This is a genomic window from Pelagibacterium limicola, from assembly GCF_015694405.1.
Lineage (GTDB): Bacteria > Pseudomonadota > Alphaproteobacteria > Rhizobiales > Devosiaceae > Pelagibacterium > Pelagibacterium limicola.
The window spans coordinates 96,008-119,408 of the sequence record NZ_JADQDB010000010.1 but is presented as its reverse complement, the minus strand read 5'-3'; the positions used below and the strand labels follow the sequence as shown (position 1 = coordinate 119,408).

Genomic DNA, 23,401 nt, shown 5'->3' with positions numbered 1-23,401 from the left:
TTCAAATGCGCGTTCTTACTGTCGATGATTCCCGGACCATTCTGGCCATGCTCCATCACACGCTTACAAATGCGGGGTTCGAGGTGCTTCAGGCGGAAAATGGGCAGATCGGCCTCGATGTGCTGAAGAGCCAGGATGTCGATGTGGTGATCACGGACATCAACATGCCGGTTATGGACGGGATCGAGTTCATCAAGAACGTACGGGCCACCGGCAAGCACCAGAGCCTGCCCATTCTCATTCTTACAACCGAAACCAGCCAGGACAAGCGCGACCAGGGCCGCGCCGCCGGAGGGACGGGCTGGATCGTCAAACCGTTCGATCCCGAAAAACTCATCGCGGTCATCAATAAGGTCGTCCACTGAGGGCACCAAGGGCAAGGTCAGTTAAGCGAAAATGAGCGACCTCGACGAATTCAAGGCAACGTATTTCGACGAATGCTCCGAACTGCTGCTCGAACTCGAGGAGCAATTCCTGGCGATTCAGGACGGGGACCGGGACGCGGATCGGCTCAATGCGGTCTTCCGCGCCATCCACTCGATCAAGGGCGGGGGCGGTGCATTCGGCTTCGACGCGCTCGTACGGTTTGCCCATAGCTTCGAGACGCTTCTCGATTATGTGCGCGACGGCCGGGTCGAATTGACCGAGGAGGTCGTGGTGCTCTGCATCCGGTCGGTCGATCTCGTGGCCGATTTCGTCAACGCGGCTCGTACGGGCGATGCGCTTCCCTCCGATTACGGTGCGGCGGAAAAGGCGAGTTTTGACGCCCTGGCGCGCGGAGAAGCTGCCGAATCTGGCGGAGGTGCCGCTGCCGGGGGCGGGGACGACGATATCGATGAATTCGACATCGACTTTACGCCGGTAGCCGTCAATCTCGATGTCAATGCACCGCTCTCATCCGTCGCGCCGTCCGCCGACGGGGCTTCGCGGTGGAGAATCGGGTTCACGCCCTATCCGACGCTGTATGAGCGTGCCAACGACCCGCTGCTTTTGTTCCGTGAATTGTCGTTGCTCGGCTCGCTCACAGTCACGCCCAAGATCGAGAACCTGCCCGATCTTTCAGGCTTCGACCCGTTCGGGGTCTACTGTTCCTGGACCATCGATCTCGTCTCCGACAGGGCGAGCGAAGAAGCAATCAGGGAGGTGTTCGAGTTCGTCGATGGCGATTGCGCGATTAGCATCGAAAAGCTCGTGGATGCGCCCGCTCCGGTTCTGGATGTCGAGCCGTCCTCCGAAATGCCCAGCTTTGCCGACCTTGCCGAGGAGGCCAAGGCAGAGCGCAAATTCGCGCCGACCGGGGAGCCGGACGATCTCGAACCCGCTGCCCCCATGCTTTCCCTCGTCGAGGCCCTGCCGCCCGCATCCGCCGAAGACACGGTCAGCACCCCGATGCTTCAGAGCGCCCCCTTGCGCGACAACGGTTCGGACGACAATGCCGGCAACGGCAAGGCCATGGGCATGCAGTCGATCCGCGTGGATCTCGACAAGGTCGATCGTGTGGTCAACATGGTGGGTGAACTGGTCATCACGCAATCGATGCTGACCCAGCAGATGGACGACGCGATCCGCGATCGTTATCAGGAGCTGGTGCGCGGCATAGAGGTTCTTGCCCAGACGACGCGAGGGCTTCAGGACGCCGTGATGGCCATCCGCGCTCAACCGGTCAAGTCGGTGTTTTCACGCATGCCGCGGCTGGTGCGCGAGCTGGCTGCCAAGACCGGCAAGAAGATCAAGCTCGAAACCATCGGCGAGAATACCGAGATCGACAAGACGGTGATCGAGCAATTGTCCGATCCCCTGACCCATATGGTGCGCAATTCGGCCGATCACGGCATCGAGGCGAGCGACAAGCGCATCGCGCGCGGCAAGCCCGAGATCGGGACGATCCGGCTTTCGGCCGAGCAGGCGGGCGGCAATATCCTCATCATCGTCGAAGACGACGGGCAGGGCATCAACCGCGAACGTGTGCTCGAGATCGCGCGCGAGCGTGGGGTGGTCGGCCCGGACCAGCAATTGACCGACGAGCAGATCGACAACCTGATCTTTGCACCCGGGTTCTCCACCGCCTCGGAGGTGTCCGATATTTCGGGACGCGGGGTGGGCATGGACGTGGTGCTCTCGAACATCAAGAAGATCGGCGGGTCGGTGCATGTGCGCTCATGGGCGGGCAAGGGCACGCGCATGACGCTGCGGTTGCCTTTGACCCTTGCGGTGCTCGATGTGATGCTGGTGAGGGTTGCCGGTTCGCCCTATGTCATTCCGCTTTCGTCAATCGTCGAAACCATCCAGAATTCGCGCGCCGATTTCGGGCATATGCCCTCGGGCGGCAAGGTTCTGCAGGTTCGGGGCGAATACGTGCAGGTGGTGGATCTTGCCCGGCGGTTCGAGCTTGTTTCCGAACAAGCCGATGCCGACCGTTTCGTTGTCCTCTGCGAGGCCGAAGGCAACTCCAAGATCGCACTGGTTGTCGATGACATCATCGGCCAACAGCAAGTCGTCATCAAGTCGCTCGAAGAGAACTTCGAACGCATCGACGGAATCGCGGGCGGTACAATCCTCGGCGATGGTAACGTTGCGTTGATTGTTGATGTGCAAAGCTTGCGCTCGGGTAACGCGCATCAGAATGCGGCCTAGCGCACGGCTCCTAGCAAGGGCATGGCCGGCTATGGGCTGGAACATGGAGTTTGGACATGGAAGCTCTTGATATTCGCGACGGGTATGGCGAAAGCACCGCGGGCGCGAGCCAGAATACGCTTCAGCTTATCGCTTTTTCGATCGACGAGCAGATTTATGGCGTCGAAATCACCACCGTGCGCGAAATCCGCGCCTGGAACGGAGCGACCCCGCTCCCCAACACACGCGAGTATGTGCGAGGGGTGATCAATCTGCGCGGTACGATCGTGCCGATCTTCGATCTGCGCGCTCGTTTTGGCGACGGGCAGACCCAGCCGACCAAGAACCACGTCGTGGTCGTGATGAGCGTCGGGGAGAAGTGGATCGGCATTTTGGTCGACGCCGTGTCGGACATCCTTACCGTTTCCCGGGACGACATTCACACCGTGCCCGAAGGCAATTCGATCGATACCGAACTCCTCAACGGCATCGTCACCCATGAAAGCCGCATGGTCGGCCTCATCGACCTGCACGCGGTAGTCGCCGGGGCGAAGGTCGACGCCTGATCGTAAAGGCTGCAGCAACACAGTATTAATTGACCCGCCATGCGCCCATGCGTGGCGGGTCATTTGTTTTTAGGGAAACGAATGCTGCTGACGGCATGAACAAATACCCGGGGCCGCCGCGCTGCGGATGCTAGCTATTCCACAGCTGTTCGCAGATATCATCGAAGCCGGCCGGCGTCAGGTAACGCGTCAACCGTTACGGCCTACGCGCAGCGCTGGAGGCCGAATCGCAGATTAGAAAAATTCGATTTCGCCCGAATTGGTACGGGCGGCGATTCCCGAGAGCGCTTCGTCGCGCAACTCGTCGAGCGTCAACGAGGACCATACGCCTTCGCTCGAGACCTTGTCGACGCCGTCGTGAAGGTCGGCCATCTTGCGCGCAGCTTCGGCCATGTTGCGGCAGCGCTGCTCGATGCGGTCCTGCATCTGCAGCGCTACTACGATCTGGCGGATTGCGGTCGAGCGGGCCGCATTGCAGTCGATGGAGGTGTCACCCAAAGTAAGGAGGCTGGCCGTAATTCCGTCGACCATTTCTGCGGTCTGGCGAGCGGTTTCTTCCAGCTCCCTGGCCAGTTTGTGCAACCCCATGCAACGCACTCCTGAGCAATGCTTTTACTGACGATATCGCAAAGGGCCAAACCGGCGATCACGGTAAACGTCAATATCGAACACTTGCCTGCTCAGGGTTAGAAAACCCCTAACGGCAAGGAGGGTACGGGCATTTTTCCCGCGAGGTGCCAACAAAAGGATTGAATAAGGCAACATAAATGAAAAAATACGTGATTCATCGCGGTGCGGTTTGCCGATTAGCAAATCGGCAAGGTTAATCGATGAGGATTCGATCCAACAGGGACGTTAAGCAACAAACAGAGGTTGCATTATCTATGTCGTCAACGTCATTCCCGGCCGATTTTTCGCGGGGTACGGTTTCCAACGTCCATCAAGGCGACTGCCTGGTTTCAGGGGACCCTGGGGTGACACTCTCAACCGTTCTTGGCTCGTGCATCTCTGCCTGCGTGCGCGACAAGGTGGCGGGGGTGGGCGGGATGAACCATTTCCTGCTGGCCACGCAATCGGGCTCATCCAAGGACAGATTCGGGGAATCGGCGCGCTACGGCGCCTTCGCGATGGAGCAACTCATCAACATGGTCCTTTCCAAGGGGACCGGCCGCAAGTCCAATCTCGAATTCAAGGTCTTCGGGGGCGGCAATATCCATGCCGGCATGAACGATGTTGGCCAAAAGAACATCGAGTTCGTCCGCGAGTTCCTGCGCAACGAAAATTACGTCATTTCCAGCGAGGATATGGGCGGCAATTTTGCGCGCCGTGTGATGTTCCAGCCCGCGACGGGACGCGCACTGGTGAAACGCCTGGACAGCCGCGACAACGCACAGCTGGTCCGCGAGGAGCTTGCCATTGCCAAGCGGCAGATCGTCAAGCCGGTCGAGGATGATATCGAACTCTTCTAGCTGCCCGATGCGCCGGTTATCAATTCGTTACGGACAGGCCCGCGCGCTCACAAAGCGTTAACCATGCGGCTCTAGGGTTGGAATACTGATTCCGGCATTCTCGCCCGAGGCTTAACTGGATGCGCCGCACGCGGCTGGCTCTGCTGCTCATTTTTCTATGGCTCGGCTTTTCGGGGCTGGGCGCGGTATTGCTGTTGTCCGAATTGCCGAAACCCATGGTTTTCTCCGGCCTCGGGGCAGGCGCCGCCATCGTGGCGTTCGTGGGCTGGCTTGTCGCCTTTCAGGCCGACAGGCGCCAAAGCGCCGCTCTTTCACGGATCGGGGAAGCGATCGGCAGCGGCACAGTCGGCGCCAAGGACGAGTTGGCCCATGTTTCCGAGATCGTGGCCAATCTGTGCGGGCGGCTCGAGAGGGCGAGGCTGTATCAAGCGGCATTCGAGCAGATAGGCCAGCCGGTCCTCATTGCAGCGGCCGATGGCAAAATCGTAAAAATGAGTTCCGGGATCGCGGTTAGGGCGCCCGAATGCGCCGAGACCGAAACTGTGGAAGCGCTATGGGGTACCGATGTCCCCCGGCTCGAAAAGCCGGGATCGGTGCGCATACGCTTTGCCGGATACGACTGGCAGGCGATTTCCATCCCGCTCGGCCAGGATCGCTGGCTGATCGGGCTCGAGCGACCAGGGGTCGTGGTTGCCGAGAGGGACTGGTACGCATTCACACAAGCGCTTGCCGGAGGAGAGACCGGTTTCCGCTTCGATACTGCGGCGGTGTCGGGCAATCCCGATCTCGAAGCGGCCAATCTCGGTATTGCTGCTCTCGATGAGAGCGCTGCCGCGCTAGCGGCCTTGGCCCGGGACGGCGCGGCTGCTGATCTTCAGCCGGTCAATGGCGGGCTCGCCCCCCAGGTTCGGGCGCTCGCCGGGACGATCGAAGCGCTGGACGAAGCGCGCGCGGCCGAAGCCGAGGCTCACAGGCAGGTCCGGGGCCGCCTCGAACGGATCGGCGCGCTCGTAGAGATGTGTCGCAAGAGCGCTGGCGAAATGAGCGCGGCGGCGCAGGCGGCGCGGTTGTCGTCAGACAGTGTGCGGGAAGCAATCGAGCTGGGCCGGTCGAGTGCGACGCGGCTGGCGGATACCCAGTCCGAGATGCGGGGGCGAGCCGGTGCCGCCAATCTCGCGGCGCAAAAAGCCAATGAGCAGGTCGGCGCCGTCGAGACGCTCAATCGGGAGATCGATCAATTGGTTGCCGGCATCGAAGACGTGTCCTTCCGCACTAACCTTCTAGCTCTCAATGCAGCCGTCGAGGCGGCGCGCGCAGGGGAAAAAGGGGCCGGTTTCGCCGTGGTGGCCGCCGAAGTGCGCGAACTTGCACAGGCCTCGTCGCGCAGCTCGAAATCGATCCGCGCCCTTGTTTCGAAAAGCCTCGCGCAAGCCGGCGCTGGTGCGGAGCAGGCCAAAACGCTGCTCTCTGCCCTTGCCGATATCGACGCTCATTTACTGAATTTAAGTGATGAAACGGCAAGGATGGATGGAATGCTCGGCGACGGCGGGGCCGCGCTTTCGCGGGCACAGTCCGAACTTGGCGCGCTTGTCGACCGGGCGCAAGCTCAGGCCGGGGCGCTGGCGGGCGATGAACGGGAAACACAACAACCGGACGGGGAAAAGTCCCGCCGCGTGTGAAGGGAAGGTGGGGCGATGGAAGCAGGGGAATTTCCGCTCAGCGACAAGGAATTCGCACGTATCCGGGAACGGGTTTACAAGATCGCCGGGATTTCGCTATCGGACGCCAAGCGCACCCTCGTCGTTTCCCGCCTTTCAAAGATCGTCCGCACGCTGGGGCTCCCCAGCTTCAGCGCTTATATCGATTACCTTGAAGCCAAGGGAAGCGCAGAGGACGACCAGGTCTTTGTCAACGCGCTGACCACCAACCTCACCCGGTTCTTCCGCGAGGATCACCATTTCGACCATCTGGTTTCCCATGTCGGCAATCTCATGAGCGAACGGCCGCGCATGAGCCGGGGGCGTCCGCGCCTCAGGATATGGTCCGCGGGCTGCTCGACAGGGCAAGAGCCTTATACGATTGCGCTTTGCCTGCTGGCCGCCTTCCCGGACCTCAAGCGCTGGGATTTCAGGATTCTCGCAACCGATATCGATTCCAACGTCGTCGCGCGGGCAGCAACCGGCGTCTATCCGATCGGCGAACTCAACGGGCTTTCGGCGGCACGTGCCGCGCTTTTCGAGAAGGCCGGGCCGGACACGATCCGCATCCCGCAGGCGGCGCGCGACGTCATCTCGTTCAAGCTGCTCAATCTCATCGAGCCCTGGCCCGTCAAGGGCCCGTTCGATGCGATCTTCTGCCGGAACGTCGCCATATATTTCGACAAGCCTACCCAAGGGGTACTGTTCGACCGCCTCGGCCACGTTCTGGCACCGGACGGCTTTCTCTATATCGGGCATTCGGAGAACCTGCAGGCAGTATCCAAGGGATATCGGCTGGTGGGCAAGACGATCTATCAGCTCAAGGCCAATTCAAACGCAAAGGATGCAGCATGATCAGGGTGCTTGTTGTCGACGACAGTGCACTAATCCGGGATGTCTTGAGCAAGACCCTGATCCAGGATGGGGACATCCAGGTGGTGGGCACGGCGCACGATCCGCTCGATGCACGCGACAAGATCAAGGCGCTGAATCCGGACGTCGTGACCCTCGACATCGAAATGCCCAATATGAACGGGCTGGCCTTCTTGCAAAAGATCATGCGTTTGCGGCCCATGCCGGTGGTGATGGTCTCGACACTCACCACCAAGGGGGCAAGCGAAACAATGCTGGCGCTCGAACTCGGCGCCGTCGATTTTGTCGCCAAGCCCGGCCACGACCTCTCGGGCGGGCTCGAGGCATTCGGCGCCACAGTGCGCGAAAAGGTCCGCTTTGCCGCGGCGTCCGACGTGCAGGCCCGCGCGCATCGCGCGCCGGCGCCAGACCTTCCGCTCAAGACCGCGGCAGCGCCGAGCGGCGCGCTGATCGCCATCGGTGCGTCGACCGGCGGGGTGGAGGCGATCCGGCAGGTGCTCTCGCAAATCCCCCCCGATTGCCCACCCATCGTCATCGCCCAGCATATGCCGAAAGGCTTCACTGCCCGGTTCGCACACCGACTCAACGAGCTGGTCGCCGTGAAGGTGGTCGAGGCAGTCGACCGGCTGCCGCTCGAGCCGGGCACCGCATATGTTGCGCCGGGGGACAATCACCTGAGGGTCGAGAAAAGTTCGGGGCAGCTCAAATGCCGGGTAACCCAGGACGAGGCGACCTCGGGTCACAGGCCCAGTGTTGACGTGCTCTTTGCGTCCGTGGCCAAGGTTGTGGGACCGATGGCCGTGGGGGCAATCCTTACGGGCATGGGGCGCGATGGCGCCCAAGGACTCAAATCCATGCGCGAGGCGGGTGCGTTCACGATCGGGCAATCAAAAGGATCGGCGCTGATCTATGGAATGCCGAAAGTCGCCGCCGAACTTGGCGCGGTGGTCGAGGAAGCCCCGGTCGAAAAGATCGCGGGACGCCTTGTCGCCGCGCTTTTGAAACTCAAGGCCGCCGCCTAAATCGCTGGCGCAGATTGAGGGAATGGTAACGCTTCCTAGCCTAGAGTCCGTGCAAACAGGGTGTGCCCGAAAGGGTCGCTCCAGAGTAGTTTAGTCCGAACACCTATCCGCGCCGCCCGATGTCGATCTGGAGGCGCGAGACGTGAAGAGATCGAGGGCCCAATGCCGAAGGCCAGTGCAGTCAGTGTTCTGATCGTCGATGACCAGCAGTCCATGCGCGGAATCTGTAAATACATCCTGACCCAACTCGGGTTCAAAGACATCATCGAGGCCAAGTCTGGTCGCGATGCATTGACCAAGCTCGAAAAGACCAATGTCGATCTCATCATTTCCGATTGGAACATGGACGATGTCGACGGGCTGACACTTCTGAAGGTGGTGCGCAAACATCCGCGCACGCAGGGGATGCCGTTCATCATGGCCACTGGCCGTTCCGATAAGGAGCAGGTCAAGGAGGCCATAGAATGCGGCGTGAACAATTACATCATCAAGCCGTTCGACGCGGCGACGATGAAGAAGCGCATCGAGGCGGTCATCGGGGTCCTCTCGTAGCGAGGCCGCCGAAGGGACCGGTTTACAGCCACCCAAACCGCTGCCGGTCGGCCGGTAGCGGTTTTTTTAATATATAAATACCATTACCTATTTGACTCTTCAAATTTGTCGGGCATGATCGCGCCTTCGGGGTGTGGTGGCATGAACGACATATCTCCTCCAAGCAGAAGTTTTACCGATCGTGGCGGTTCGCAATCCGATTTGCGACGCTACAACGAGCGCGTCCTGCTTTCGGTGCTCGACCGGGATCCCGGTTTGTTCAACGCAGAGCTCGCGCGGCGCACCGGGCTTGCGGCGCAGACCATCTCGGTGATTCTCCGTTCCCTCGATTCGCAAGGGCTGATCGAGCGAGGGGGCGTGCTGCGGGGGCGGCGGGGGCAGCCGGCGACACCCCTGTTCCTCAAACCCGACGGGGCTTTCGGCGTTGGCGTGGCCTTATGCTGGCGCCGGACGATGCTGTGCTTGAGCGATCTTTCTGGCAAGGTGCTGGCGGAAGACAGCTTCAGCCACGACCATCCCGGCTTCGATGATACGCTCGAGCGCATCGTGCTGGCCGTGGATCGGCTGACGGCAGTATTGCCGAAAGCAGCTCGGCGACGGCTCGCGGGGCTGGGCCTTGCACTTCCTGGTGCGTTCGACCGCTACCTGGCGGCACTGGACGCGCCATTGGAGGTCGTTAGGGACTGGGCGGAGCGCGATTTCGGCGCCGAGCTTTCCCAGCGGATCGACATGCCCGTGTGGCCGGCCGGTTTCGGTTCTGCGGCTTCGGGTGCCGAAGCCAGGGCCGGCCAGCGGACAGGCGGCGAGTTCGCCTATTTCTTTCTTGGCACCTTGCTCATGGGCGGGATCGTTTCGGCCCATGGCGGGTTTGCGGCGCCCGGCGCCAGCGGAACGATGCTGGGCGGCATGGTGGTTCCGGGTCCAGACGGGTTGAGCGTCCGCGCCGATACGGTGGTTTCCGGTGTCGGCCTCCGGCGCGCGCTCAATGTCCACATGGCGTCCTCGTGGGGCGATCTTGGACCGGAATGGGACTGGCATTCCTATCCTCGCGCGGTCGGGGCCTGGCTTGACGAAGCCGCGCATGTTTTTGCGCATCTGATCGTCAACACCCAATGCGCGTTCGACCCTGGCGCGGTGGTGGTGGACGGATTCTTGCCAGGCGATCTCATTGCCGCGCTCATCGCTCGCGTGGAACCGGTGCTCGCAGGGTTGCCGTCCCCGCTGGGACGGGTGCCCTTGATCCGGCAGGGGCGGCTCGGGCCGCGGGCAGCAATGGCAGGGGCGGCGCACCTTCCGCTTCACCAACAGTTTTTCAACATCGATCCAAACGGTTGAGCTTGGCTCCCGCGCCGCATTGTGATTGAACCTTGTGACTGGCTGGTGCAAGGGTCATCGATGGCAGCTAAGCGGATCGGGCTGGTGGCCCACGACGACAAGAAGGACGACATGGTCGCCTTCGCGCGGGAAAACCGCGAACGGCTCGTCCGGTTCGAGCTTTACGGAACCGGCACGACCGGGGGGCGTGTCGCCGAAGGCGCAGGGCTCTCCATCACGCGCCTCAAGAGCGGGCCACTGGGCGGGGATGCCCAACTCGGGGCGATGATTGCCGAAGGACGGCTCGATGCTCTCTTTTTCTTCATCGATCCCCTTACGGCGCTGCCGCACGATGTCGACGTCAAGGCCCTGACCCGGCTGGCGATGCTCTACGACATACCGCTTGCGTGCAACATATCCACGGCCAAGGCCGTCCTCGCGGCGCTGTGACCAGCGGTAAGAGTTGACCGGGCGGCCAGCTTGTGTGCAGATGCCGCCAATTTGGGCAGCACGTCCCGAAAGTGCACAAACCATCACAAGGGCAAGGTCGGCATTGATATCTGATGCTATTATCGAGGTCCGCAACGTCTCAAAGCGTTTTGGCGGGCTTTTGGCGGTCAACGGCTGCTCGCTGGAGGTCGCGCGGGGATCGATCACCGGGCTTATCGGGCCGAACGGGGCGGGCAAGACGACGCTCTTCAACATGGTGGCGGGTAATATCGTCCCCTCGGACGGCCGGATTGTCTTTGACGGACGGGACATTACCGGGCTCAAGCCGCACCAGCTATTCAGGCTGGGCATGTTGAGGACGTTCCAGATTGCCCATGAATTCTCGCAGCTGACGGCGCTCGAAAACCTTATGATGGTGCCCGGCGATCAGCCGGGAGAATATCTCTCCAATCTCTGGTTCAGGCCCGGACTTGCGGCGCGGCGCGAGTCCGAGCTTCGGCAGAAGGCCCTGGAGGTTATCGATTTTCTCAATCTCGGCCACGTCAAGAACGAGTTTGCCGGCAACCTCTCCGGGGGGCAGAAAAAGCTCCTCGAGCTCGGCCGCACCATGATGGTGGATGCCAAGGTGGTGCTGCTCGACGAGGTGGCAGCAGGCGTCAACAAGACGCTTCTCAACGATCTGGCGGCCAATATCGAGCGCATGAACCGCGAGCTCGGCTATACCTTCTTTGTTATCGAGCACGACATGGATCTTATCGCGCGGCTGTGCGACCCGGTGATCGTGATGGCGCAGGGCGAAGTCATCGCCAAGGGTACGATGGAGGAGTTGCGCCGCAATCCGCAGATCGTCGAGGCCTATTTCGGCGCACCGGTGGAGGCCGTCCAATGAGTCTCGTCGAGCTCAGGAACGTTCAGGCCGGTTATGGTGGGGCGCCCATTCTCAACGGTGTCGACATTGCCATCGATGCCTCCGACATCGGGGTGATCGTTGGACCGAACGGGGCGGGAAAATCCACGACACTCAAGGCCATATTTGGGCTTTTGAAGGTGAGCGAAGGAACCGTCTCCTTCGACGGGCAGGAGATCACCAATTGGGAAGCGGACCGGCTGGTCCCGCTGGGCCTTTCCTTCGTTCCCCAGGAGCATAACGTCTTTACATCGATGACCGTGCACGAGAATTTCGAGATGGGCGCGTTCACGCGGCGCGACGATCTCAGCGACAGCCTCGAGATGGTCTATGAGATGTTTCCCGATCTGAAGGCCAAGCGGCGCCAGAACGCAGGTGAGCTTTCGGGCGGTCAGCGCCAGATGGTGGCGATGGGCCGGGCGCTGATGAGCAAGCCGAGATTGCTCATGCTCGATGAGCCTTCGGCCGGACTTTCCCCGCGCTACATGATGGAAATCTTCGAGCAGGTCGTCAAAATCAACAAAGCCGGCGTCGGCATATTGATGGTCGAGCAGAATGCGCGCCAGGCGCTTGCCTTCGCGTCCAAGGGGTTCGTCCTCGCGTCGGGGCAGAACCGGTTTACCGGTACGGGCCGCGAATTGCTCGACGATCCCGACGTGGCCAAAAGTTTCCTTGGGGGTTGACCGCCGGATGAACGAGCTTGTTTTCTTTTTCAACCAGGTGGTAATCGGCGGGGTCGTGCTCGGTTCGATCTATGCGCTTGGGGCCGTCGGCATCACCTTGATCTTCGGCATCCTGCGCTTTGCCCATTTTGCACATGGCGACATGATGACGCTCGGCGGGTTCATCACCTTTATCCTTGCCGCGATTGTCGCCGGGTTTGGCATCGCCTTTCCGCTGCCGACCGGATTTGTCGTCCTGCCCTTGGCTATGGGTATCGCGGCGGTGCTGGCGCTTGGCATCGACAAGGGGTTCTATGCACCCCTGCGCGCCCGTGGCGCCAAACCGGTAACGCTTCTGATCGCCTCGATCGGGGTCACCATGATGATCCAGGGGTTGATCCGGCTGTTCTTTGGATCCTCGACGCGTTCATTTTTTGATGGCGAGCCCAAGAAGCTGATCCGCATCGATCTGCCTTTCGAGGGGGTAACGCGGCCGATCTCGTTCACCGAGCCGCAGTTGTTGCTCGTCGTCCTGACAGCCATTGCCGTCATCGCGCTCCATTATTTCCTCACCCGCTCGCGGTTGGGCAAGGGGATGCGGGCGATGGCCGACAATGCCGACCTGGCCCGCGTATCGGGGATCAACACGCGGCTCGTCGTGCGCGTGACGTGGGTTATCGCCGGAGCCCTTGCGTGCATGGCCGGAGCCATGCTGGCGCTCGACGTTTCGCTCAAACCCGACCTCGCCTTCAATATTCTCCTGCCAATCTTTGCGGCGGCCATCGTCGGAGGGCTTGGGCATGCTTATGGCGCGATCGCCGGCGGCTTCCTGCTCGGCTTTGCGGAAACGCTTGCGGTTTTCAACTGGGCCGTGCTTTTGAGGCCCTTCCGCGCGGCCCTTCCCGATTGGTTCGAAATTCCCGGATCGCTTGCTTTGGTGCAGTCCGAATATAAGCTCACCGTCGCCTTCATCATCCTTGTCGTCGTACTGCTTGTCAGGCCCACGGGTATCTTCAAGGGAGCCTCGACATGACGATGCGCTATGTCGGCCTTTTCTCGGGGCTGTTCCTTCTCATAGTCGGTGTGGGGCTGTTCATGGGGTCGCCGTTCACGGTGCGCCTGATGGTCGAAGCCTTCGCCTTCGCGCTGATCGCGATGGGGCTCAACATCCAATGGGGGTTTGGCGGGCTGTTTAATTTCGGCATCCTTGGGATGCTGATGCTTGGCGGGTTTGGCGTCACCTTCATCTCCTATCCGGTGAACGAGGCATTCTGGGTTTCGAACGGGCCGGCGATGTTGGGGCTGACCCTGCTCGCCGCCGTGGCCGGTGCGGCCATGATCATTCTTGCACACAACGTCCAGCGTGTGGGTATCACGGGGAAGTGGCGCGGGATGGTGATCGTCCTGGCGTGGTTTGTCGCCTATATCCTCTTCCGCTCGCAGATGGATCCGGCCGCCAGCTATATCATCAGCCAGTCCGGCTGGGTCGGCGGGTTGGGGCTGCCGGTACTGCTCGGCTGGGCGTTCGGCGGGCTGCTTGCCGCCGGTATCGGATTTTTCGTCGGCAAGGTGAGCCTTGGGCTGCGGACCGATTACCTCGCCATCGCCACCATCGGCATCGCCGAAATCCTGCGTGCGGTGATCAAGAACGTCGAATGGCTGACGCGCGGCACGCTGACGGTTTCGCCCATTCCTTGGCCCGTGCCCAATCCGCAGACCTTTCAGAGCTGGGGGTATGACCCGGCATCGAGCTTCATCTATGCCCGCCTCGGGTTTCTCCTCGTCGTTGTGGGAGTCGTCGTGGTCGCTCTGTTCCTTATCCATCGGGCCTATAACGGCCCGTGGGGCCGCATGATGCGTGCTATCCGCGACAACCATGTCGCTGCTGGATCGATGGGTAAGGACGTGACGCGGCGCCAGCTTGAACTCTTCGTGTTCGGCTCCGCGTTAATGGGGATCGGCGGGGCGATTCTCGTCTCGTTCGTCGGGATATACGATCCCTCTAGCTACCAGCCGATCCATCATACCTTCGTCATCTGGGTTATGCTGATCGTTGGGGGTGCTGGCAATAATTTCGGCGCATTGCTTGGGGGACTGCTCATCTATATCGTTTGGATGTTGTCCGAACCCTTGGCCCAGGCACTGTTCCAGACGCTTTCCAACTTCTCGTCCGACATGGGATGGGGCGCCATTCCCGATATTTCGTCCCGCTCAGTGCAGATGCGGGTGTTCGTCCTCGGCCTGGTGATCACCGTTGCATTGCGGTTTGCACCTAAGGGTCTGCTGCCAGAATTCGTGCGGCGGCACGATTAAAAGTATAACTGAACGAACTGAACGATTTTCGTTCAGTTCGTTCAGTTAAAAATGCGCTTGGCCTGTTATTCGATATATCGGGCACCCTGCGCAACAGTTCAGGATAGCAGCGTCCCCGAGGTGCGGGAACAAAAAGGCCCGGATCGCAAGATCCGGGCCTCTTGATTTATCGCTGTTCCGCTTATTGGACGGAGCCAACCTCAACCCACGAGCCGTTGCGCACTACGTATTCGAGAATGATACCGGCAACGTCGCCGTTCTCGTCGAATTCGTGCGAGCCCGAGGCGCCTTCGTAGTTGATGTCCCCGCCGGCGGCGAGAATTTCAAGAGCCTTGGACCATTCGCCCGGAAGGATCACTTCACCGGGTTCGGAAGCGACGTCGCGCAGAGCGGCGGAGATGCCGTCGCGGGAAGCCGAGCCGTTCTTTTCAATCGCGAGGGCCAGCAGGAACGCCGCGTCGTAAGCCTGGGCGGCATAGACCGCGTCGGGTGCGACGCCGGCGGCCTCGGCCAGCTCGGCAAAGACACCAATCGCGTCGCCTTCGTAAGTGCCGGCGCGCGTAGCGAACATACCTTCGACCGCAGCGGTATCGATGCCGGTGAAAAGCTCGTCGCCCACCATGCCGTCGGCACCGATGAAAGACGTGAAATCGCCGCTCTCGACAGCCTGGCGAAGGATCGTCTGACCCGAACCCGAGGCATAGGCAATGATCAGGAGGTCCATCGCACCGGACGCAGCGAGCGAGCCGAGATCGGCGCGATAGTCTGCGCGGCCTTCCTCATGGGCAAGGCTGATCGCAACCGTGCCACCGAGCTCTTCGTAACGGCCGGTGAAGTCGCTGGCGAGGCCGGAGCCATAGTCGTTGTTCACATAGGTGACGGCGACTTCGTTGATGCCCTTTTCGATCAGCAGTTCGGCGAGCGAAACGCCCTGGAAGGCGTCCGAGGGCGTCGTGCGGAACACGAGGTCGTTGTCGTCGAGCGTGGTGAGCGCGCCGGCGGTCGAAGCCGGGGAAATCATCACGACATTGCCCGGTATGGCTGCTGCGTTGGCGCCGCCGATGGTCGCGCCCGAGCACAGGGCGCCAACGATGGCGGTGACCTGCTCGGTATTGACGAGACGGTCGGCAGAGCCGCTCGAGGTGGTTGCGTCACAGGCTGAATCGCCGATTGCGGTGCCGAGCGTCTGGCCGCCGAGAATGCCGCCCTGCTCGTTGACGTGGGCGATAGCCAGTTCCGCACCGGCAAGGATCGGGGGCGCAAGGCTCTCGATCGGCCCGGTCAGGTCCATCAGAAGTCCGATTTTTGCGTCCTGTGCAAGTGCAGGAACGGCGGCGCCGAGCACGCTGGTTGCGACCGCAAGGGTCAAAGCTTTTTTGAACTGGTGCATGAATATCCCTCAATGTTCTTTACCCCAAGGCACGATCGCGCCGATGGCCGGCCGTTCTGAACGTGTCCCAGGGCAGGACCGGGGGCCACTCGCTGACACCCCTGCGGTCGAAACAATTGCATATTCTCGCCCGTCGAGTCATCAGATTTCGTGCGCGATTTGTCCGTTCCGTCAGTTGCTTAACGGTGCGGGTTTTGCCAGTTTGCCGGAATGTTGAAATCCATGTTCACCCGGAAGTCCATGTCTCGCTCAATTGTGCCATTTCTGGTGGGGTGCGCGCTTGCTTTCTTCCCGCTTGCCGCTGCGGGTCAGGTGCAGGTGCTCGAGACGCGCCCGTTCGGCAGTACGACGGGCCCCAGGGCAGCGGTGCCCGACAAGCCCTGTGCCTCGGACGATTTTACGATAGCCGAAATGGGCTGGCCCTCGGCGGCCATACTTGCCCACATTCACGCGCGGGTCATCGCCGCGCGCTTCGGGTGCTCGGTAAGGACCGTTCCGGGCGATCCGGAAGCCACCATCTCCTCGATGACCACTACGCGCCAACCCGCAGTCGCCCCCGAAATCTGGGCGTCGCGTCATGCCGATATCTGGAATGGGGCGCTCAGGGCACAAGCCCTGCGTGCGGCCGGAGACACGTTTTCGGGCGGGGCGCTGGAAGCCTGGTTCGTTCCCCGTTACGTGCTCGAAAATCATCCCGGGCTGACTGCCGCGAGCCAGTTGGGCGATTACTGGCGCGTTTTCGCGCCGAACAGCGCGCACCGGGCGCAGATCGTTTCCTGTCCAGCAGATTGGGCCTGCAATCTCCTCACTGCCAAGATGATTGCAGCTTACGGGCTTTCCGACCGGTTCAATGCCGTCGAGCCGTTCGACCGGTTCACGCTCGACAGGACGATTGCCGACAAGGTGGCCCAGCGCGAGCCGGTGCTGACCTATTACTGGCAGCCCAACGGGCTTATTTCCCGGCTCGATCTCGTGGCGCTCGACATGGGGGATTTCGACCTGGGGAACGCGCAATGCATGGCGATCGCCGATTGCATGCCTTTCGGGGCCTCTCGTTATGCACCCGATACGGTGGTGATCGCGTTGGCTGAATGGGTTTTCGTCAACGCGCCCGAAATTGCGGCCTATTTCGGTCGCGCGCAGATGCCGCTCGAGGAGATGAACCGTTTGCTCGCCTGGCAGACCGAGCACGAGGCCAGCCCGGAGGAGGTCGCAACCCATTTCATCCTCACCCGGCCTCAGATCTGGCGCCACTGGACGGGAATGGACGCCGAGACCGGGGCGAGCCGGCAGGCCCGATAGAGGGGCAGCACGTCTGTTGCCTAGCGGGTAGGGCGGTGGCATAAGGGCGGTACCGAAACCGGGGTGGGAGTGTGGGGTCTTGGAGATCAGGAAGATCAACGACGAGGTGAGCGTCGCGGGGCAAATCCAGCCCGAGGACGTCGCAACCATCAAGGCTGCCGGCTTCTCGGTCATCGTCAATAATCGCCCCGACGGCGAAGCGCCCGATCAGCCCTCCGGCGCCGAGATCGCCGCTGCCGCCAAAGCTGCGGGAATCGACTATGTCGAAATCCCGATGGGACGTGAGGGTGTAACCCCCCAGATGATTGCGGCAACGCGGCAGGTGTTCGAGACCCGTTCGGGTCCTGTGTTCTGCTATTGCCGCTCGGGCACGCGTTCGACCACGCTCTGGGCCCTTAGCCAGGCGGGCGGGCGCGACGCGGGGGAAATCATCACCGCGGCAGCACATGCCGGGTATGACATCAGCCATCTGGCTGCCCATCTCGATAAACCGCTATCGTGATCCTGCGCACCTTGGGGTGTGGTTTCAGGGTTTTCCCTGATGAAATATTCTGGTTGCCGTCTGTCGCGGCCTGAACGTTCGACGTCTTAGACCAAAGCCCAATGGACGCGGGTTTCCCTTCGGAGATCACAATCGCGGCGTCCGAGGCTTTCGAGGAAAAAGGGGCCCGCCTTTATGCCGATCAAGAAGATCCTTGTCGCCAACCGCAGTGAAATCGCCATTCGGGTGTTCCGTGCGGCCAATGAACTGGGGCTCAAGACGGTCGCCGTATTTGCCGAAGAGGACAAGCTGGCGCTGCACAGGTTCAAGGCGGACGAGGCCTATCTGATCGGACAGGGCAAGGGGCCGGTCGAAGCCTATCTCCAGATTGAGGAATATATCCGCGTCGCGCGGATTTCGGGGGCCGATGCCATCCATCCCGGCTACGGGCTGTTGTCCGAGAGCCCCGAATTCGCCGAAGCCTGTGCCGATGCCGGGATCGTCTTTATTGGGCCCAAAGCCCAGACCATGCGCGACCTTGGCAACAAGGTCGCGGCGCGAAACATGGCCGTCAAGGCCGGGGTGCCGGTGGTGCCGGCCACCGAGCCCCTGCCCGACGATCTCAACGAAGTCGAGAAGATGGCCGAAAAGGTCGGCTATCCCCTGATGCTCAAGGCGAGCTGGGGCGGCGGCGGGCGCGGCATGCGCCGGATCAATTCGGCCAAGGAACTTCGCCACGAAGTTTCCGAAGGCAAGCGCGAGGCCAAGGCCGCGTTCGGCAAGGACGAGATGTATCTCGAAAAGCTCGTCGAGCGGGCGCGACACGTCGAGGTGCAACTGCTTGGAGACGACCACGGCAATCTGGTCCATCTGTTCGAACGGGACTGCTCGGTGCAGCGGCGGAACCAGAAGGTGGTCGAGCGCGCGCCGGCGCCTTATCTCTCGGAAGCAACGCGCAAGGCCCTGACCGAGGCGGCATTGAAGCTGGGCAACGCAGCGAGCTATCGCTGCGCGGGGACCGTCGAATTCCTCATGGATGCCGATAGCGACGAGTTCTATTTTATCGAGGTCAATCCGCGTATCCAGGTCGAGCACACCGTGACCGAGGAGGTTACGGGCATCGATATCGTCAAGGCGCAGATCCGGATAATGGACGGGGCGGTGATCGGGACGCCGGAATCGGGGGTACCTTCCCAGGAGAACATCCGGCTCAATGGCCATGCCCTGCAATGCCGCGTGACCACAGAGGACCCCGAGGAAAACTTCATTCCCGATTATGGCCGCATAACGGCCTATCGCGGGGCGACCGGGTTCGGTGTGCGGCTAGACGGCGGGACGGCCTACTCGGGGGCGGTCATCACCCGCTATTACGATCCCCTGCTCGAAAAGGTGACCACGTGGGCGCCGACACCCGAGGAGGCGATTGCGCGCATGGATCGTGCGCTGCGCGAATTCCGCATTCGCGGGGTGTCGACCAACCTGGCGTTCCTTGAAAACATCATCGCCCACCCCTCGTTCCGCAACAACACCTATACGACGCGGTTCATCGATACGACGCCCGAACTGTTCCATATCGAAAGGCGCAAGGACCGGGCGACCAAGCTCCTGACCTATATCGCGGACGTGACGGTCAACGGGCATCCAGAGGTGCGCGACCGGCCCAGGCCTCCCGCTCACGCCGCAGCCCCGGTGGTCCCGGCCTATCCCCCGCTCTCGATGATCGAGGGGAGCCGTCAGATCCTGGACCGGCAGGGGCCCAAGGGGCTGGCCGACTGGATGAAGGCGCAGACTCGGGTACTTTTTACCGACACCACGATGCGCGACGGACATCAGAGCCTTCTGGCCACGCGGATGCGGACCTATGACATAGCGGCGATCGCCAAGGCCTACAGCCGCGGCCTGCCCGAACTCTTTTCGCTCGAGTGCTGGGGCGGGGCGACGTTCGACGTCGCCATGCGGTTCCTCAACGAGGATCCCTGGGAACGGTTGCGCAAGGTCCGGGAGGAAGCGCCCAATATCTTGACGCAGATGCTTTTGCGCGGGGCGAACGGGGTGGGCTACACCAACTATCCCGACAACGTCGTGCAGTTCTTCGTCAGCCAGGCCGCGGAAGGCGGGATCGACATCTTCCGCGTGTTCGATTGTCTCAACTGGGTCGAGAACATGCGGGTCGCGATGGATGCGGTCAACGCGGCAGGCAAGGTCTGCGAGGGCGTCATCTGCTATACCGGTGACATGCTCGACCCCGACAGGGCCAAGTACGACCTCAAATATTACGTCAATCTCGCAAAAGAGCTCGAGGCCGCCGGTGCGCATGTATTGGGCGTCAAGGACATGGCGGGCCTCATGAAGCCGGCGGCGGCGAAAAAGCTGTTCCAGACACTCAAGGTCGAGATCGGACTGCCCATCCACTTCCATACCCACGATACCTCCGGCGCGTCGGCAGCGACTGTCCTTGCGGCCTGCGAGGTCGGCGTCGACGCGGTCGATGCGGCGATGGATGCGTTTTCGGGCACGACGAGCCAGCCGACGCTCGGCTCGCTGGTTGCGGCGCTGGCGGGGACCGAGCGCGATTCCGGGCTCGATGCCAAGGCGATCCGGGAAATCTCGTTCTATTGGGAGGCCGTGCGTGCCCAATATCGCGCTTTCGAATCCGATCTTAAGGGAGGCGCCTCGGAAGTTTATCTTCACGAAATGCCGGGGGGCCAGTTCACGAACCTCAAGGAGCAGGCGCGGTCGATGGGGCTTGAGACGCGCTGGCACGAGGTCGCGCAGGCCTATGCCGACGTGAACCTCATGTTCGGCGACATCGTCAAGGTGACCCCGAGTTCCAAGGTTGTGGGCGACATGGCGCTGGCCATGGTTTCGTCCGGGCTGTCGCGCGCCGATGTCGAGAACCCGGACAAGGAAATTTCGTTCCCCGATTCGGTCGTCGGTTTCTTTGCCGGGGATCTCGGCCAGCCGCCGGGTGGTTTCCCCCAGGCACTGCAAAAGAAGGTCCTCAAGGGCAAGGTGCCGATGACCGAGAGGCCGGGCGCCTATCTCAAGCCTGCCGATCTCGAGGAAGAACGCAGGAAGGCCGAGGCCGCGGCAGGGACCGAACTCGACGATTATCGGCTTGCCTCATACCTAATGTATCCAAAGGTCTTTACCGAATTCGTGAAGGCACAGGACAATTACGGTCCGACCGAGGTATTGCCGACGCCAGTCTATTTCTACGGGCTCGATCCGTCCGATGAGATCATGGTCGATCTCGAAAAAGGAAAAACCATGGTGGTGCAATATCTCGGGCGGTCGGAAACCGACGAGAAGGGGCGCGTCAAGGTATTCTTCGACCTTAACGGCCAGCCGCGCACAGTCTCGGTTCCCGACCGCCTCAAGGCGGGCGAAATCGTCGTGCGCCCAAAGGCGGTGCTGGGGGACGCAAAGCAGGTCGGCGCGCCCATGCCGGGGGTCATTTCGACGCTCGCCGTTCAACCCGGTCAGAAGATCGAAGCAGGTGATGTGCTGGTCTCGATCGAAGCGATGAAAATGGAAACCGCCATCCACGCGGAAACCGACGGCGTGATCGCCGAGGTACTTGTCAGGCCCGGCGACCAGATCGACGCCAAGGACCTGCTCATCAGGCTCGAATAGTCCCTGGGAGAGGGGAGGGACGGGCAGGGGACGACTGCCCGTCTCTTTATGGGAGTGCTAGATCATTCCCATTAGCATCAGGATCAGGACGACAACGAGAACTGCGCCAAGTATGCCGGTCGGCCCATATCCCCAGGCTCGGGAATAGCCCCAGGTGGGAAGCGCGCCGATAAGGAGCAGGATCAGGATAATGAGAAGAACAGTAGAAAGTGTCATTGGGTAGGTCCTCGCACGTCAAATCGTGTCAGCGGTAAAGCGCTGGTGGGTGTTTTTGTTCCAAACTTGCCCAATTTTAGGCGTAAATCCGGCTTCCTAGACGGCTCCCGAGACGTCACACGGTTGAGACGTTGCGCCCGGAAGGTTGGAAGCGTATGTGTGGCGCAACTCTGATTGAATATCGCGGGACAGCAGATGGCCGGTCCGGCTGAACGGAAAACAACGGTTGGCGTCAATGTCGGCGGGGTGACGGTCGGGGGCGGTGCGCCCATCGTCGTTCAATCGATGACCAATACCGATACCGCCGATATCGATGCGACCGTCCGGCAGGTGATGGCGCTGGCGCGGGCCGGTTCTGAGATCGTGCGCGTTACGGTTGACCGCGACGAAGCCGCCGCCGCCGTGCCCCATATCCGCGACCGGCTGATGGTGTTTGGCGTGGATGTGCCGCTCGTGGGCGATTTCCACTATATCGGGCACAAACTTTTATCCGATCATCCCGCCTGTGCCGAAGCGCTGGCAAAATACCGGATCAATCCGGGCAATGTCGGGTTCAAGGACAAGCGCGACAAGCAGTTCTCCCAGATGATCGAAATTGCCCTCAAACATGACAAGCCCGTGCGGATCGGGGTCAATTGGGGTTCGCTCGACCAGGAATTGCTGACGGCGCTGATGGACGAAAACGCGGGACGCGCCGAACCTTGGAGCGCAGCGCATGTGCAGCGTGAGGCGATCATCCGCTCGGCGATTTATTCTGCAGAAAGAGCTGAAGAGCTCGGGATGGGTCGAGACAGGATTATCCTCTCGACCAAGGTTTCCGACGTCCAGCAGCTCATTGCAGTCTATCGGGAGTTGGCCGCGCGCTCTAATTATGCCCTGCACTTGGGGCTCACCGAGGCGGGGATGGGATCCAAGGGGATCGTCGCCTCCTCGGCGGCGATGGGGATTCTCCTCCAGCAGGGCATTGGCGATACGATCCGCATTTCGCTGACCCCGGAACCGGGCGGAGACAGGACGCTCGAGGTCAAGGTGGCGCAGGAACTCCTCCAGACGATGGGCTTTAGGCAGTTCGTGCCAGTGGTGGCGGCATGCCCGGGATGCGGGCGCACGACCTCGACGACGTTCCAGACGCTGGCCAAGGAAATCCAGGATCATCTGTCGTCATCGATGCCCGAATGGCGCGAGAAATATCCAGGCGTGGAGGCGATGTCGGTGGCGGTAATGGGCTGCATCGTCAATGGACCAGGTGAAAGCAAGCATGCCGACATCGGCATTTCGCTGCCCGGAACGGGCGAGGCACCATCGGCTCCGGTGTTTATCGAGGGCGAGAAGGTGGCGACCCTCAAGGGTGCCGATGTGGCCGATCAGTTCAAGCGCATGGTGGCCGACTATATCGAGCGGCGATTCGGAGCTGGGCTGTCGCGACCGGCAGCGGAATGACTGCGAGATCGCAAATCATATTCAGACCAGCCAATCCGGCCGATGCCGCAGCTTCCGCGGACGTGATGAGGCGTTCGATTATCGAGCTTTGCATGGAAGATCATCATAGCGATCCCGATATCATCGCAGGTTGGTCGGCGAACAAAACGCCCGAATTCGTTGCGACGCTGATTGAGCATCCGGATATTTTCGTGATGGTTGCGGAGCGCGCCGAATCGATAGCTGGCGTCGGCGCCGGCAACAGGGCTGGCGAGATCACCTTAAACTACGTGGCGCCTGAAGCACGATTTACGGGCGTGAGCTCAGGCCTGCTCAAGAGCCTGGAAGCGGCGATTATCGAGGCCGGACACGGTAGCGCGAAACTAACGAGCACGAAAACGGCCCGCGCCTTCTACCGTGCACGCGGGTATGTCGATGACGGAGAACCGATTGAATGGCGCGGTGCCTTGGGGTTTCCCATGCGCAAGCTGCTGGTGGGCCGCTAATACCAAGTCACTT

At 61.3% G+C, this 23,401-nt stretch carries 22 protein-coding genes; 19 read left to right on the top strand and 3 right to left on the bottom strand.

Going from position 1 to position 23,401, the window contains the following annotated elements; all coding sequences use genetic code 11:
- Positions 1-5 precede the first annotated feature (5 nt).
- Genes I2G20_RS15925 through I2G20_RS15915 form a run of 3 tightly spaced genes read left to right on the top strand, consistent with a single transcriptional unit; the run spans position 6 to position 3,179 of the window.
- Positions 6-365 (top strand): response regulator, encoded by a 360-nt coding sequence (locus I2G20_RS15925; protein WP_196260725.1) that lies wholly within the window; start codon positions 6-8, stop codon positions 363-365.
- Positions 366-396: 31 nt separating this feature from the next.
- Positions 397-2,634, top strand: coding sequence for a chemotaxis protein CheA (locus tag I2G20_RS15920; protein WP_196260724.1), 2,238 nt, complete (start codon positions 397-399; stop codon positions 2,632-2,634).
- A 56-nt stretch (positions 2,635-2,690) separates the two neighbouring features.
- Positions 2,691-3,179, top strand: a complete 489-nt coding sequence (locus I2G20_RS15915) for a chemotaxis protein CheW (RefSeq protein ID WP_196260723.1) — start codon at positions 2,691-2,693, stop codon at positions 3,177-3,179.
- A gap of 234 nt (positions 3,180-3,413) precedes the next feature.
- Here the strand turns inward: I2G20_RS15915 and I2G20_RS15910 are convergent, their stop codons facing one another.
- The gene (locus tag I2G20_RS15910) at positions 3,414-3,767 is read right to left on the bottom strand and encodes a hypothetical protein (protein WP_196260722.1); all 354 of its coding nucleotides are present in this window, start codon (positions 3,765-3,767) and stop codon (positions 3,414-3,416) included.
- A gap of 386 nt (positions 3,768-4,153) precedes the next feature.
- Here I2G20_RS15910 and I2G20_RS15905 point away from each other — a divergent pair, with 386 nt between their 5' ends.
- The 11 genes from I2G20_RS15905 (at position 4,154) to I2G20_RS15855 (ending at position 14,438) form a co-directional block, all read left to right on the top strand.
- Positions 4,154-4,648 (top strand): chemoreceptor glutamine deamidase CheD, encoded by a 495-nt coding sequence (locus tag I2G20_RS15905; protein WP_196260721.1) that lies wholly within the window; start codon positions 4,154-4,156, stop codon positions 4,646-4,648.
- A 119-nt stretch (positions 4,649-4,767) separates the two neighbouring features.
- Positions 4,768-6,327 (top strand): methyl-accepting chemotaxis protein, encoded by a 1,560-nt coding sequence (locus I2G20_RS15900; RefSeq protein WP_196260720.1) that lies wholly within the window; start codon positions 4,768-4,770, stop codon positions 6,325-6,327.
- 15 nt (positions 6,328-6,342) lie between these two features.
- On the top strand, positions 6,343-7,200 hold the full coding sequence (locus I2G20_RS15895; RefSeq protein ID WP_196260719.1) for a CheR family methyltransferase: 858 nt from the start codon (positions 6,343-6,345) through the stop codon (positions 7,198-7,200).
- Positions 7,197-8,240 (top strand): protein-glutamate methylesterase/protein-glutamine glutaminase, encoded by a 1,044-nt coding sequence (locus tag I2G20_RS15890; RefSeq protein WP_196260718.1) that lies wholly within the window; start codon positions 7,197-7,199, stop codon positions 8,238-8,240. Before I2G20_RS15895 ends, I2G20_RS15890 begins: the two co-directional genes overlap by 4 nt.
- A gap of 162 nt (positions 8,241-8,402) precedes the next feature.
- Positions 8,403-8,792, top strand: a complete 390-nt coding sequence (locus I2G20_RS15885) for a response regulator (protein ID WP_196260717.1) — start codon at positions 8,403-8,405, stop codon at positions 8,790-8,792.
- Positions 8,793-8,933: 141 nt separating this feature from the next.
- Positions 8,934-10,127 (top strand): ROK family transcriptional regulator, encoded by a 1,194-nt coding sequence (locus I2G20_RS15880; protein WP_196260716.1) that lies wholly within the window; start codon positions 8,934-8,936, stop codon positions 10,125-10,127.
- A 60-nt stretch (positions 10,128-10,187) separates the two neighbouring features.
- Entirely contained in the window at positions 10,188-10,556 is a 369-nt protein-coding gene (locus I2G20_RS15875; RefSeq protein WP_196260715.1) for a methylglyoxal synthase, read from the top strand.
- A gap of 103 nt (positions 10,557-10,659) precedes the next feature.
- Positions 10,660-11,445: an ABC transporter ATP-binding protein gene (locus tag I2G20_RS15870; protein ID WP_246473127.1), complete on the top strand. Its 786-nt coding sequence runs from the start codon at positions 10,660-10,662 to the stop codon at positions 11,443-11,445.
- Complete coding sequence (locus tag I2G20_RS15865; RefSeq protein WP_196260713.1) at positions 11,442-12,146, top strand: ABC transporter ATP-binding protein; 705 nt, start codon at positions 11,442-11,444, stop codon at positions 12,144-12,146. The genes I2G20_RS15870 and I2G20_RS15865 overlap by 4 nt, the downstream gene beginning before the upstream one ends.
- Positions 12,147-12,153: 7 nt before the next feature.
- Complete coding sequence (locus I2G20_RS15860; protein ID WP_196260712.1) at positions 12,154-13,158, top strand: branched-chain amino acid ABC transporter permease; 1,005 nt, start codon at positions 12,154-12,156, stop codon at positions 13,156-13,158.
- Positions 13,155-14,438 (top strand): branched-chain amino acid ABC transporter permease, encoded by a 1,284-nt coding sequence (locus tag I2G20_RS15855; RefSeq protein ID WP_196260711.1) that lies wholly within the window; start codon positions 13,155-13,157, stop codon positions 14,436-14,438. The genes I2G20_RS15860 and I2G20_RS15855 overlap by 4 nt, the downstream gene beginning before the upstream one ends.
- A 181-nt stretch (positions 14,439-14,619) precedes the next feature.
- On the opposite strand, the gene I2G20_RS15850 is transcribed toward I2G20_RS15855, so the two are convergent.
- Positions 14,620-15,828: an ABC transporter substrate-binding protein gene (locus I2G20_RS15850; protein WP_196260710.1), complete on the bottom strand. Its 1,209-nt coding sequence runs from the start codon at positions 15,826-15,828 to the stop codon at positions 14,620-14,622.
- A 240-nt stretch (positions 15,829-16,068) separates the two neighbouring features.
- Between I2G20_RS15850 and I2G20_RS15845 the strand changes: the two genes are divergently transcribed.
- The 3 genes from I2G20_RS15845 to pyc all read left to right on the top strand — a co-directional run bounded on the left by I2G20_RS15845 (position 16,069) and on the right by pyc (position 21,247).
- Positions 16,069-17,130, top strand: a complete 1,062-nt coding sequence (locus I2G20_RS15845) for a glycine betaine ABC transporter substrate-binding protein (RefSeq protein ID WP_196260709.1) — start codon at positions 16,069-16,071, stop codon at positions 17,128-17,130.
- A 79-nt stretch (positions 17,131-17,209) separates the two neighbouring features.
- Entirely contained in the window at positions 17,210-17,632 is a 423-nt protein-coding gene (locus I2G20_RS15840) for a protein tyrosine phosphatase family protein (RefSeq protein WP_196260708.1), read from the top strand.
- 174 nt (positions 17,633-17,806) lie between these two features.
- Positions 17,807-21,247 (top strand): pyruvate carboxylase, encoded by a 3,441-nt coding sequence (pyc, locus tag I2G20_RS15835; protein ID WP_196260707.1) that lies wholly within the window; start codon positions 17,807-17,809, stop codon positions 21,245-21,247.
- Positions 21,248-21,304: 57 nt separating this feature from the next.
- Here pyc and I2G20_RS15830 read toward each other — a convergent pair whose 3' ends face one another.
- Positions 21,305-21,463: a DUF3309 family protein gene (locus I2G20_RS15830; protein ID WP_196260706.1), complete on the bottom strand. Its 159-nt coding sequence runs from the start codon at positions 21,461-21,463 to the stop codon at positions 21,305-21,307.
- 195 nt (positions 21,464-21,658) lie between these two features.
- Here I2G20_RS15830 and ispG point away from each other — a divergent pair, with 195 nt between their 5' ends.
- Both ispG and I2G20_RS15820 read left to right on the top strand, forming a co-directional pair.
- Positions 21,659-22,903, top strand: coding sequence for a flavodoxin-dependent (E)-4-hydroxy-3-methylbut-2-enyl-diphosphate synthase (ispG, locus tag I2G20_RS15825; protein ID WP_196260778.1), 1,245 nt, complete (start codon positions 21,659-21,661; stop codon positions 22,901-22,903).
- Positions 22,904-22,995: 92 nt separating this feature from the next.
- A complete protein-coding gene (locus I2G20_RS15820) occupies positions 22,996-23,388 on the top strand; it encodes a GNAT family N-acetyltransferase (protein WP_246473126.1) in 393 nt (130 codons plus the stop codon).
- Positions 23,389-23,401 lie beyond the last annotated feature (13 nt).

What these genes read in the sequence shown, in the direction of transcription:
- I2G20_RS15925 (WP_196260725.1), top strand. Translation starts at nt 6, where the DNA reads ATGCGCGTTCTTACTGTCGATGATTCCCGGACCATTCTGGCCATGCTC.
- I2G20_RS15920 (WP_196260724.1), top strand. Translation starts at nt 397, where the DNA reads ATGAGCGACCTCGACGAATTCAAGGCAACGTATTTCGACGAATGCTCC.
- I2G20_RS15915 (WP_196260723.1), top strand. Translation starts at nt 2,691, where the DNA reads ATGGAAGCTCTTGATATTCGCGACGGGTATGGCGAAAGCACCGCGGGC.
- I2G20_RS15910 (WP_196260722.1), bottom strand. Translation starts at nt 3,767, where the DNA reads ATGGGGTTGCACAAACTGGCCAGGGAGCTGGAAGAAACCGCTCGCCAG.
- I2G20_RS15900 (WP_196260720.1), top strand. Translation starts at nt 4,768, where the DNA reads ATGCGCCGCACGCGGCTGGCTCTGCTGCTCATTTTTCTATGGCTCGGC.
- I2G20_RS15895 (WP_196260719.1), top strand. Translation starts at nt 6,343, where the DNA reads ATGGAAGCAGGGGAATTTCCGCTCAGCGACAAGGAATTCGCACGTATC.
- I2G20_RS15890 (WP_196260718.1), top strand. Translation starts at nt 7,197, where the DNA reads ATGATCAGGGTGCTTGTTGTCGACGACAGTGCACTAATCCGGGATGTC.
- I2G20_RS15885 (WP_196260717.1), top strand. Translation starts at nt 8,403, where the DNA reads ATGCCGAAGGCCAGTGCAGTCAGTGTTCTGATCGTCGATGACCAGCAG.
- I2G20_RS15880 (WP_196260716.1), top strand. Translation starts at nt 8,934, where the DNA reads ATGAACGACATATCTCCTCCAAGCAGAAGTTTTACCGATCGTGGCGGT.
- I2G20_RS15875 (WP_196260715.1), top strand. Translation starts at nt 10,188, where the DNA reads ATGGCAGCTAAGCGGATCGGGCTGGTGGCCCACGACGACAAGAAGGAC.
- I2G20_RS15865 (WP_196260713.1), top strand. Translation starts at nt 11,442, where the DNA reads ATGAGTCTCGTCGAGCTCAGGAACGTTCAGGCCGGTTATGGTGGGGCG.
- I2G20_RS15860 (WP_196260712.1), top strand. Translation starts at nt 12,154, where the DNA reads ATGAACGAGCTTGTTTTCTTTTTCAACCAGGTGGTAATCGGCGGGGTC.
- I2G20_RS15855 (WP_196260711.1), top strand. Translation starts at nt 13,155, where the DNA reads ATGACGATGCGCTATGTCGGCCTTTTCTCGGGGCTGTTCCTTCTCATA.
- I2G20_RS15850 (WP_196260710.1), bottom strand. Translation starts at nt 15,828, where the DNA reads ATGCACCAGTTCAAAAAAGCTTTGACCCTTGCGGTCGCAACCAGCGTG.
- I2G20_RS15845 (WP_196260709.1), top strand. Translation starts at nt 16,069, where the DNA reads ATGTCTCGCTCAATTGTGCCATTTCTGGTGGGGTGCGCGCTTGCTTTC.
- pyc (WP_196260707.1), top strand. Translation starts at nt 17,807, where the DNA reads ATGCCGATCAAGAAGATCCTTGTCGCCAACCGCAGTGAAATCGCCATT.
- I2G20_RS15830 (WP_196260706.1), bottom strand. Translation starts at nt 21,463, where the DNA reads ATGACACTTTCTACTGTTCTTCTCATTATCCTGATCCTGCTCCTTATC.
- ispG (WP_196260778.1), top strand. Translation starts at nt 21,659, where the DNA reads ATGGCCGGTCCGGCTGAACGGAAAACAACGGTTGGCGTCAATGTCGGC.
- I2G20_RS15820 (WP_246473126.1), top strand. Translation starts at nt 22,996, where the DNA reads ATGGAAGATCATCATAGCGATCCCGATATCATCGCAGGTTGGTCGGCG.